The sequence below is a fragment of the Gilvimarinus sp. F26214L genome, assembly GCF_054401055.1.
In genome coordinates, this window is record NZ_JBTIYG010000022.1 from 16,996 (window position 1) to 27,194 (window position 10,199).

The window sequence follows — 10,199 nt, forward strand, 5'->3', positions numbered from 1 at the left end:
GGTGAGAAGGGGGGAAAAGAACGACGGATAGGAAAATCCGGGGAGATCACGGATTCCGGCCGGCGCCGGAACCCGTGCAATGGTCAGGCGGAGACCGCTTCCAGCGCCTGATCGATGTCGGCGAGAATGTCGTCGATGTGCTCGATGCCGATGGACAGACGAACCAGATCCGCCGACACACCCGCGGACGCCAGCTCTTCGTCATTAAGCTGACGGTGGGTGGTGGTGGCCGGATGGCAGGCCAGTGACTTGGCGTCGCCGATATTCACCAGGCGCAGGATCATCTGCAGCGCGTCGATAAACTGAGCGCCCGCTTCCTTGCCGCCCTGGATGCCGAAACTGAGAATGCCCGAGGCCCTGCCTCCGCAAATTTTGTTGCAGGTCTCATGGTAGGGGCTGTCCGGCAGGGCCGCATAGTTCACCCAGTTCACCTTGGGGTGGTCTTTCAGATGTCTGGCCACGGCGAGGGTGTTCTCGCAGTGCCGCTCCATGCGCAGGCCGAGTGTTTCCAGCCCCTGCATGACCAGGAATGCACTGTGAGCGGCCAATGCCGAACCGGTGTTGCGCAGGGGGACAACCCGGCAGCGGCCGATGTAGGCGGCGGGACCGAGGGCTTCGGTATACACCACGTTGTGATAGGAGGGGTCCGGTTCGTTGAGCATGGGGAAGCGGTCCTTCTGCGCCGCCCAGTCGAACTTGCCCGAATCCACAATGATCCCGCCCACGGTGGTGCCGTGGCCGCCGATGTACTTGGTCAGTGAGTGGATCACCACATCCGCACCGAAATCGAAGGGACGGCACAGGAAGGGTGTGGCCACGGTGTTGTCCACGATCAGGGGCACACCGTGTTTGTGGGCGATTTCCGCCAGTCGCTGCACATCCACGATGTTGCCGGCCGGGTTGCCGATGGACTCGCAGAAGACCGCTTTGGTCTTGCCGTCGATCAGAGAGTCCAGTTTGTCGTAGTCGTCGAAGGAGGCCATGCGCACATCAATGCCCTGACGCGGCAGGCTATGGGCAAACAGATTGTAGGTGCCGCCGTAGAGCTGGCTGGTGCTGACGATGTTGTCGCCCGCATCGGCGATGCACTGGATGGCATAGGTAATGGCGGCCATGCCGGACGCCACTGCCAGCGCGCCCACGCCGCCTTCCATCGCGGTAATGCGCTCTTCGAGCACCGCATTGGTGGGGTTCATGATGCGGCTGTAGATGTTTCCGGGAACCTTCAGATCGAACAGATCGGCACCGTGCTGGGTGTTCTCGAAGGTAAAGGAAGTAGTCTGGTAGATAGGCGTGGTGGCCGCACGGGTAGTCGGCTCCGATTCGTAGCCATGGTGCAGGGCCAGGGATTCAAGCTTCATTATTGGTCTCCTTCAATGTCCGACGTCGCAGATTGGGCGCCATTATGAAGGAGTGCCGGGGCTTATGACAGCCCCGGCCATTGCTCGGGCCGAAGGTTCAGGTTTCGTCGGTGACCCGCCGATACTGAACTGTAAGGAAGGAACGAATGTGGCGGTGAAGGGGGCGGTCCACATAGAGCGTCACCAGAACCGTCAGAAGGACGACCGCCACCACGGTGGACTGTCCAATGCTGTTGTGAAGCAGGTACAACGGATAGCTCGCGGCGCCCAGTGTGACCCAGTATGGATGGGCGAAGCGGATCCACTTCATCGCCAGGGTAAACAGCAAGGCGAAAAGCAGGAGTACCACCACGGGAGGGATCCAGGACTGATCCACGCCGGTGACGAACTGGGCCACCTGAAACCGGGCGTGGTAGGCGGACGCGGCGCCACACAACAGCAACAGTGCCAGACGCTTTGCGTCCAGGCCCCGGCTCCAGATAAGGAAGAGTGCACAGCCGCCGATGAAATAGGAGTGGTAGGGATGCAGCGTCAGCGAGGCGACGGGTCGGAAGAACTCGCCCAGGGTGCCTGCTGCCAGCCAGACCCACAACCAGAGTTCGATGCGGGGAATCTGCCGGGCCACCAGAAGAGTGAAGATTAGCAGGTAAAACTTCAATTCCACCTGCAAAGTCCAGTACACCCCGTCGATGTAGTCGGCACCCAGATACCCTGCAGCCATGGTGGCGTTCGCCATGAACTCGTAAAGACTCGGGATTTCGGCGCTGGTGAACCAGACGTAAAAGACGGTGATGGACATGCAGACCCAGAAAGTGGGATAGAGCCGGGAAAAGCGGGAGATACAGAATTCAATCCAGTCGGAGCGTTCCGCCGTCCACAAGATGACGAAGCCCGAAAGCATGAAGAAGAAATTGACGCCCAAATAGCCATAGTGGAAATCGTAAAGGTGGTAAAACATCACCGCGCTGGCGGCCAGAAACCGGAAAAGGTCGAGCTCGCTGATTCTCATGTGCACCTGTTCCTTGGCATGGTTTTGTGGATAGGTTCCGACTGCCCGCTCTCAATCGGCACCCCAACGCCGAGCGCGGGGTTTCGCGCTCGACGCGGCGAAGTAACCGGAAAGGAATTCGCGAGATGGTTTCAGCCGGCACGTGGTCATGAACACTGCCGGGTGCCTGCCTGGCTATCCTGGAAAGGAATGGCCCCGGTTGAGCTTCGAGGCCAGGGTCGAACGGAAGTTTCGCTCCCGCGACGGGATCAGCGTACGCCGGTGAAGAACTGGTCGATCAGCTTCTCCGCCTGGGTGCTCAGCTTGATGGAGTTGGTGCGGAAGTATTCGAAGGCGATCCCCGAGAGATAGCACATGAGCGACAGCGCGAGAACCCGCGGGTTGGCCACCGCGGCAAGGTGCCCCTTGTCAATGGCGCGCTGAAAATAGGCGGCGAACAGGCGCAGGTTTTTTTCCTTGTTCTCACCCTGACGAAGCAGCTGGGGCTCCATATCCCCCGAATAGTCGCAGCGCAAAAACAGAATGCGAAGGATGTTGGAGCGGCGTTTGTCCTGCTCCAATTCCCGGAGCAGTTGGACACAGCGGCCCTGCAACTGTTCGAGAGGCTGCGGGTGATCCCTGTCCAGATCCTCCAGAATGCTTTCGAAGAACGTCGCCTGCACCTCGTCGACCAATTGCTGAAATATTTCCAGTTTATTCTTGAAATGCCAGTAGACGGCACCCCGGGTGACCCCGGCGGTTTCGGCAACTTCTTCAAGAGTGGCGCCCGCTACTCCCCGTTGCAGAAAAACGTGAATCGCTGCATCCAGAATATCGCTGCGGGTGGCGAGTGCTTCGGCCTTGGTTTTGCGTGCCATGGGAACCTTCGGGTTGCGTTTTTATGTAGATTTTTATGATGAATGGTTCAAAGGTCCGACCCTGGACTTTGTCTTACCCTTTTTTACATACATGCTCGTTTGTATAATAGAAGGCGTACTGTACACTGTCCAGCCGTTTGCATTACGGCCTACCCTCCTACCTCTATCGACGACGAGTCCTCGAAACATGCACCAGAGTTCACCTGGCGTCCGGCGCCAATCCTTGCGTTCCCTTTTCTACGCGGTGACGGTCTTTGGCCTCGGCTCCGCGTTAATGGCCTGCGAAGGCGGAGGCCAAGCCGCTACTCCCGGCGCATCGGCACCGGAGGTGGCGGTCATGAGTATTCAGCCCCAGCGCATCAGCCTGAAAGAAGAACTGCCCGGCCGCACCGTGGCCGCCAAGGTGGCGGAAATCCGTCCCCAGGTCAGTGGCATCGTCACTCGGCGCTTGTTCACTGAAGGGGCAATGGTCGAAGCGGGCGAGCAGCTTTACCAGATCGACGACTCCAGCTATCGCGCCGAACTGGAGCGCGCTAAAGCCGAACTCCAACGGGCTGAGGCGGCCGCGCGAGTGGCCAAGTCGCGCCTTGATCGGTACGAGGGGCTGGTGAAGAGCCAGGCGATCAGCCAGCAGGACCTGGAAGACGCCCAGGCCGGTTACGACCAGGCAAAGGCCAGCATTGCGGCCGCGAAGGCGGCCATCTCCAGTGCCGAAATCAATCTGCGTTATACCAGGGTGCTGGCGCCGATCAGCGGCCGCATCGGGATCTCCGAAGTGACCGAAGGCGCGCTGGTCACCCAGAACCAGGCCCAGACCCTCACCCGGATCACCCAGCTCGACCCGATTTACGTGGACATGCCCCAGTCGAGCACCGAGTACTGGAAACTGCGACAGGCATTGCAGGAAAACAATCGCCCTGCGGTAAGCCTGCGAATCGGCGGCCATGGGCAGGAATACGCCCACCAGGGTACGCTGGAGTTTGGTGGTGTAACGGTCGACCAATCCACGGGCTCGGTTCTGCTGCGGGCCGCTCTCCCCAATCCGGATCATGTCCTCCTGCCGGGCCTGTTCGTGAAAGCGCAAATCCTCACGGGTGAACGGGACGCTGTGCTGGTTCCCCAGCGCGCAACCAGTCGCAACCCGAACGGCCAACTGCAGGTGTGGACCGTGGGGCCGGACAACACCGCGCAGCCGGTTACCGTGGTCGCCGAAGGTCAGTACGCGGACCAGTGGATTGTGAGCGATGGCCTCCAGCCGGGCGATGTGATCGTGATGCAGGGCTATCAGAAGCTCAGCCCGGGAGCCAGCGTATCCACCGTCGCCTATGGACCGGACGATCGGGCACGCGCCTCTCTCGCGGGTCGCTGACAATCTCTTCGACCCGCAACGCATAGCTCCGCAGCTCTCTCAATTCACAGGATAGAACTACGTGTCCAGATTCTTTATTGATCGCCCGGTCTTTGCCTGGGTGATTGCAATCATGATCATGCTCTTCGGAGCCATTTCCATTTTTCGCCTTCCCGTGGAGCTTTACCCGAGCGTTGCGCCACCGACCATTACGGTCACTGCCGCCTTCCCCGGCGCCTCGGCGAAAACCATGGAGAACAGCGTCACCCAGGTGATCGAGCAGCAGCTGACGGGCATTGATTACCTGCGCTACTTTGCGTCTTCGAGTACCGACGGTATGGCGACTATCACGCTGACCTTTGAACCCGAGGCGGACCCGGACATCGCGCAGGTACAGACCCAGAACAAGGTCCAGGCCGCACTGCCCCAGCTACCCCAGGAGGTGCAGACCCAGGGCGTGTCGGTGCGCAAGGCCAACTCCGCCTTCCTGTTGATCGCCAGTTTTTCCTCCACTGACGGCAGTCTGAGCCTTGAAGAACTGGGGGACATGGTGTCCTCACAGATCAAGGAAGCCGTCGCCCGCGTGAACGGGGTCGGGGATGTGCAGGTGTTCGGCTCACCTCGCGCCATGCGCATCTGGCTGGATCCGAACAAGCTGTACAGCTATAACCTGGCTGTTTCCGATGTGAGAAGCGCCATTCAGGCCCAGAACACGGACGTGTCCGCCGGTCAGATCGGCGGCCTCCCGGCTGTTGAGGGGCAACAGCTCACGGCCACCCTCTCGGCACAATCGCGCCTGCAGACCGAAGACGAATTTCGCCGCATCATTTTGCGGGTCAACCCGGACGGCTCCCAGGTGCGGCTGGGCGACGTAGCGCGTGTGGAACTGGGCTCCCAGAGCTACGAGCGCAACGTGCGTTACGAGCGCAAGCCCGCCGCCGGCCTGGCGGTCACCCTGGCCTCCGGCGCCAATGCGCTGGAAACCGCGGACGCAGTCAAAGAACGCATTGAAAACATGCGGCCTTACTTACCCGAGCAGCTGGTGGTGGTGTATCCCAACGATTCTACGCCCTTCGTGCGCCATTCGATCAATGGCGTGCTGAAGACTCTGGCGGAAGCGGCAGGGCTGGTACTGCTGGTCATGTTCCTCTTCCTCCAGAACCTGCGCGCAACCCTGATTCCCGCCATTTCGGTGCCGGTGGTTCTGCTCGGCACAATGGGGGTTCTGTTCGCCTTCGGCTTTACCATCAACACCCTGACCATGTTCGCCATCGTGCTTACCATCGGATTGCTGGTGGATGACGCCATCGTAGTGGTGGAGAACGTGGAACGCCTGATTGTGGAGGAGAAGCTCTCGCCGCGAGAGGCGACCCGCAAATCCATGGAGCAGATCTCCGGTGCGCTGGTGGGGATCGGCCTGGTGCTGTCGGCGGTGTTCATTCCCATGGCCTTCTTCACCGGATCGGCCGGGGTTATCTATCGGCAGTTCTCGCTCACTGTGGTATCCGCAATCACCCTGTCGGTATTCGTGGCTCTGGTACTCTCCCCCACCCTATGCGCCACCCTGCTCCGGCCGGCGAAGGAGGGCCACGGCGAACAGCAAACGGGCTTCTTTGGCTGGTTCAACCGGCACTTCAACCGGTTCCGGGACATTCACCAGAAAACCGCAGGGTTCATGAGCCGGAAAGTACCGCGCTTTCTGATGGTGTACGTGGTGCTGGTGGGCGGCCTCGTGCTGATACTGATGCGCATGCCCGGCGCCTTCCTGCCCAATGAAGACCAGGGTTCCTTGTTCATGATGGTCAACACACCTCCCGGCGCGACCGTTGACCGCACTCTGGAAACCATGAAGCAGGTGGAGGATTACCTGCGCAGTGCGGAAGATGACAACGTCGAGCACATGCTGACGCTTTCCGGGATGAACCCATCCGGGGTCGCGCAGAACGCCGGTTTCGGGGTGCTGCGACTGAAGGACTGGTCCGAGCGTCCGGACGACGAGCAAAGCGTGATGGCAATTGCCAATCGCCTCAACGGCTTCTTTATGTCCCTGAAAGACGCCGCCGCTTTTGCGTTCTTCCCGCCGCCGATTCAGGAACTGGGTAACTCCTCCGGTTTCGACCTCCAATTGGTGGACCAGGCCGGGGCGGGACATGACGCGCTCATGCAGGCCCGCGGCCAGTTGCTGGGTGCGGCAGCTCAGAATCCAAAGCTCATGGGCGTCCGCCCCAACGGCTTCGACGACGTGGCCCAGTTCAAGCTGGACATCGACAGCGAAAAGGCCACGGCGCTGGGATTGAACCTGGCGGACATCAATCAGACTTTGCAAACCGCCTGGGGCTCCGGCTACGTCAACGACTTCCTGGACCAGGGGCGGATCAAGAAGGTTTACATTCAGGGGGATGCGCCCTACCGGATGTCGCCGGACAACATTGGCGACTGGTATGTGCGCAACAACCAGGGGGAGATGATCCCGTTCAGCGAGTTCTCCTCCGGGAGCTGGATTTATGGTTCGCCCAAACTGGAACGCTTCAACGGCAGCGCTTCCATCAACATCCAGGGTTCGCCTGCGCCGGGTGTCAGTTCCGGTGAAGCGATGATGGCGATGGAGAAACTGGTGGACGAACTCCCGGGAGAGTTTTCCCTCCAGTGGTCCGGCATCTCCTATGAAGAGCGCCAGTCGGGAGCCCAGGCGCCCCTGCTTTATACCCTGTCCATTCTGGTGGTCTTTCTGTCGCTGGCAGCCCTTTACGAGAGTTGGTCCGTGCCCTTCGCCATCATACTGGTGGTGCCGCTCGGGGTGATCGGCGCCGCGCTGGCCTCCTGGTCTACCGGACAGTACAACGATGTGTACTTCCAGGTGGCCCTGCTCACGGCCATTGGCCTGACGGCAAAGAACGCGATTCTAATTGTGGAGTTTGCAAAGCGACTATACGAAGACGGTCACGATCTGATGGACGCGACCATGCGTGCGACCAAGCAGCGTTTTCGCCCCATCATCATGACGTCCATGGCCTTCATGCTCGGGGTGCTGCCCATGGCCATTGCAAGCGGTGCGGGGTCGGCGAGCCAGAACGCCATTGGTATCGGGGTGATCGGCGGCATGGCTTCAGCCACCTTTCTCGCCACCTTCTTCGTGCCCATGTTCTACGTGGCGGTGGAGAAGTTTGTGGCGCGCAACAAGGCGCCGGCGGCCGCAGCTGAAACGCCGCTCGAAGCCTGACAATCTCCACGCCATATGTAGGTTGGGTTAGCGAAGCGTAACCCAACGAATGTTTCGCGGTGGCGGTGTTGGGTTACGGCCTCGGCCTAACCCAACCTACAGGTTCGGCGCCAGGATCAAGTTCCTCAACCCAACCGATGTTCGCAGCAAATGTAGGTTGGGTTAGCGCAGCGTAACCCAACACCCGCTATTCAAGTCTGTCACTTACGGCCAGGAACACCGGCTTGGCGCTTTCGTTTACGACCTGGTAGTAATGGATGTCGGACGGATTGATCGGCTGGCCGAGTTCGAGAGAGAGCCGTTCCGCCACCCCGGCGGGATCGAAGTGGAGATCCTCGCTGGCGATAGCCTTTATGGGAACCTGGAACCGGGACAAACGGTCCTCGTGGCGCTCGATCACGTTGGATTCGCCCGGCGGCAGATAGATGGCGCCGGTGCTCAGGTCCACTGCAAAGGCGATAACGCCCGGAATGATGCCGAACAACAACCCGGCGGCGTCGAGCACCAGCACAGCCGGGTCCACGCGCCCACCGCTTTGCCCCACTCGTTCCGGGTAGAGAAAATAGCCGCATCCTGTGGTGAAACACATCAGTGACACTGCTGCCAGCGCCACTCCCTTTCGCAAGCTTTTCACAACAGCCTCCCTGCCGGATGGCGAATTGTCGATGGTGTCCTCTCTGGCACACTCACACAGACAGTTCGCGTCCTGCAGTGTTGCCGGCGAGTGCTCTTTTCCGCCAATAGCAACAAGAACTGAGAACGGAAGCGCCTGTTCGTCGCGGCACTGGAAAACCTGCTTGGGCGGGAATAAAGGGACAGGGGCGACGAACCCGACTTGCAACTGAGTTGGCCGCTTGCACAAGGATGGGTCGCGGGGGGTGGAGATCGCGGGTTATGACGCTGGCCGGGCCGCCGAAACCCGGACAGACACGGACAAGTTCCGGCTCTGGAGCAGCTTGAGTTCTTGAGCCACGCCTTTGCCAGACGGAAAAGCGGGCAGGAAGCCCGCTTGTTCCGGGAGGATTTATCGGCTGGTATAGGCCTCGGCTTGCTGGCCCACAATGTCCACCAGGTTGCCCATCACCAGGCTCATGTCGATCAGGTGCAGCCCCCAGGAAGGGTTGAGTTCGCCTTCACCGCCGGAGTACAGGTCCCCGATGATGTCGTCGAGGCGCGGATCGCTGGGGTCGCCTTTCACGCTCACTTCCAGATAGTGGAAGTTGCCCTTCTGAACGCATTCGCCATACAGCATACCGGGAAGGCTGACGAACGGGGTTTCAACGGTCTTGCCGTCGCTTACCCAGGGCTTGTAGCTGCCAAAGCTGGGAGCGATTTCACCGATACTGGACAGCCGGGCATCGAGTTCGGCCTTGCCGCCGCTCAGGCTGGCGGGATTGGTGCAGACCGCCTGCTTGCTTTCAGAACCCCGGCCGAACATGCCGTTATCGGGCGGCGGAATGCGATCGCGATAGGTGGCAAAGGCGATCACGCAGCCGTTCTGGTCCGCCGTTTCGCAAACGGGAATATTTTTGAAGGTGCCGCCCGTTTTCTTTCCCGGCTCCACGGTTACGGTGGAGCCGCCAATGATGGCGGAAACCAGTTGCTGCTGAACGGGCTTGCCATCGATCTCGGTAGCGATCAGGCGGTTCAACAAACCAGAGCCCTGGGAGTGCCCCACCAGCACAAAGCCGCGCCCGTTGTTCTCGTGCTCCATGTAGTGATTCCAGGCATCCAGCACATCCCGGTAGTTCATGGTGGGATCGATCTCGATCGGCTGGCCCGTCATGCGCGCGCGCAGCGCCGGGATGGTTACCTGCCGATAGATGGGCGCATAAACCTTACAGTGTTTGCGCAGGCGTGCGGTCTGGAGATAGGCGGTGATGATTTCACCCTGCTCGCCCGGAATCAGGTCACTGTTGCCGCTTTCGTCCATGGAGGTGGTGGGATAAACGTAGAAGCAATCGATGTCCTGCTCCTTGCCTTCCTCGAAAGGAACGCGGGAAAAACTGCCGTCAGCCGCAATGTAGGTGGTGTCCAGATTTCGATCACAAGCGTCCTGATCGTTGTCGGGGTGACAGAGCCAGCTATCCAACTCGCTGTAATCGGGCGCGGTGTCCTGGGCGAGGACACCGCCACTGAAGGTCGCCAGCAGGGCGCCGGTCATTATCAGGCTGCGTGAAAGCATGTTGTTCTCCCTTATTGCCGTTCGGAAAGCCCTCCACTTTATCGCAGCCCACGGCGAATTGCTGGGTCCATACATAAATTAACCTGGGAAGCGGAGTTGGGGGATTAGGAGGGAATGGTGTGGTTGTTGGGTTACGGCCTTTGGCCTAACCCAACCTTGTATCTGTCCTGCGACTCTGGCTAGCTACCGGGGCGCGAATGAGGGGCAGGTAAGTTCGAC

At 60.1% G+C, this 10,199-nt stretch carries 7 protein-coding genes; 2 read left to right on the plus strand and 5 right to left on the minus strand.

Annotated features, from left to right (window positions below; translation table 11 throughout):
- Positions 1–83 precede the first annotated feature (83 nt).
- The 3 genes from ACURWW_RS16745 to ACURWW_RS16755 all read right to left on the minus strand — a co-directional run bounded on the left by ACURWW_RS16745 (position 84) and on the right by ACURWW_RS16755 (position 3,227).
- On the minus strand, positions 84–1,361 hold the full coding sequence (locus tag ACURWW_RS16745; RefSeq protein ID WP_445618258.1) for an O-acetylhomoserine aminocarboxypropyltransferase/cysteine synthase family protein: 1,278 nt from the start codon (positions 1,359–1,361) through the stop codon (positions 84–86).
- Between the two features lie 97 nt (positions 1,362–1,458).
- A complete protein-coding gene (locus tag ACURWW_RS16750; RefSeq protein ID WP_445618259.1) occupies positions 1,459–2,370 on the minus strand; it encodes an acyltransferase family protein in 912 nt (303 codons plus the stop codon).
- Between the two features lie 248 nt (positions 2,371–2,618).
- Entirely contained in the window at positions 2,619–3,227 is a 609-nt protein-coding gene (locus ACURWW_RS16755; RefSeq protein WP_445618260.1) for a TetR family transcriptional regulator, read from the minus strand.
- A gap of 337 nt (positions 3,228–3,564) precedes the next feature.
- Between ACURWW_RS16755 and ACURWW_RS16760 the strand changes: the two genes are divergently transcribed.
- Positions 3,565–4,596, plus strand: coding sequence for an efflux RND transporter periplasmic adaptor subunit (locus ACURWW_RS16760; RefSeq protein ID WP_445618261.1), 1,032 nt, complete (start codon positions 3,565–3,567; stop codon positions 4,594–4,596).
- Positions 4,597–4,657: 61 nt separating this feature from the next.
- Positions 4,658–7,795, plus strand: a complete 3,138-nt coding sequence (locus ACURWW_RS16765; protein WP_445618262.1) for an efflux RND transporter permease subunit — start codon at positions 4,658–4,660, stop codon at positions 7,793–7,795.
- A gap of 187 nt (positions 7,796–7,982) precedes the next feature.
- Here ACURWW_RS16765 and ACURWW_RS16770 read toward each other — a convergent pair whose 3' ends face one another.
- A complete protein-coding gene (locus ACURWW_RS16770) occupies positions 7,983–8,429 on the minus strand; it encodes a hypothetical protein (protein ID WP_445618263.1) in 447 nt (148 codons plus the stop codon).
- Between the two features lie 390 nt (positions 8,430–8,819).
- Entirely contained in the window at positions 8,820–9,980 is a 1,161-nt protein-coding gene (locus tag ACURWW_RS16775) for a DUF3089 domain-containing protein (RefSeq protein ID WP_445618264.1), read from the minus strand.
- Positions 9,981–10,199 lie beyond the last annotated feature (219 nt).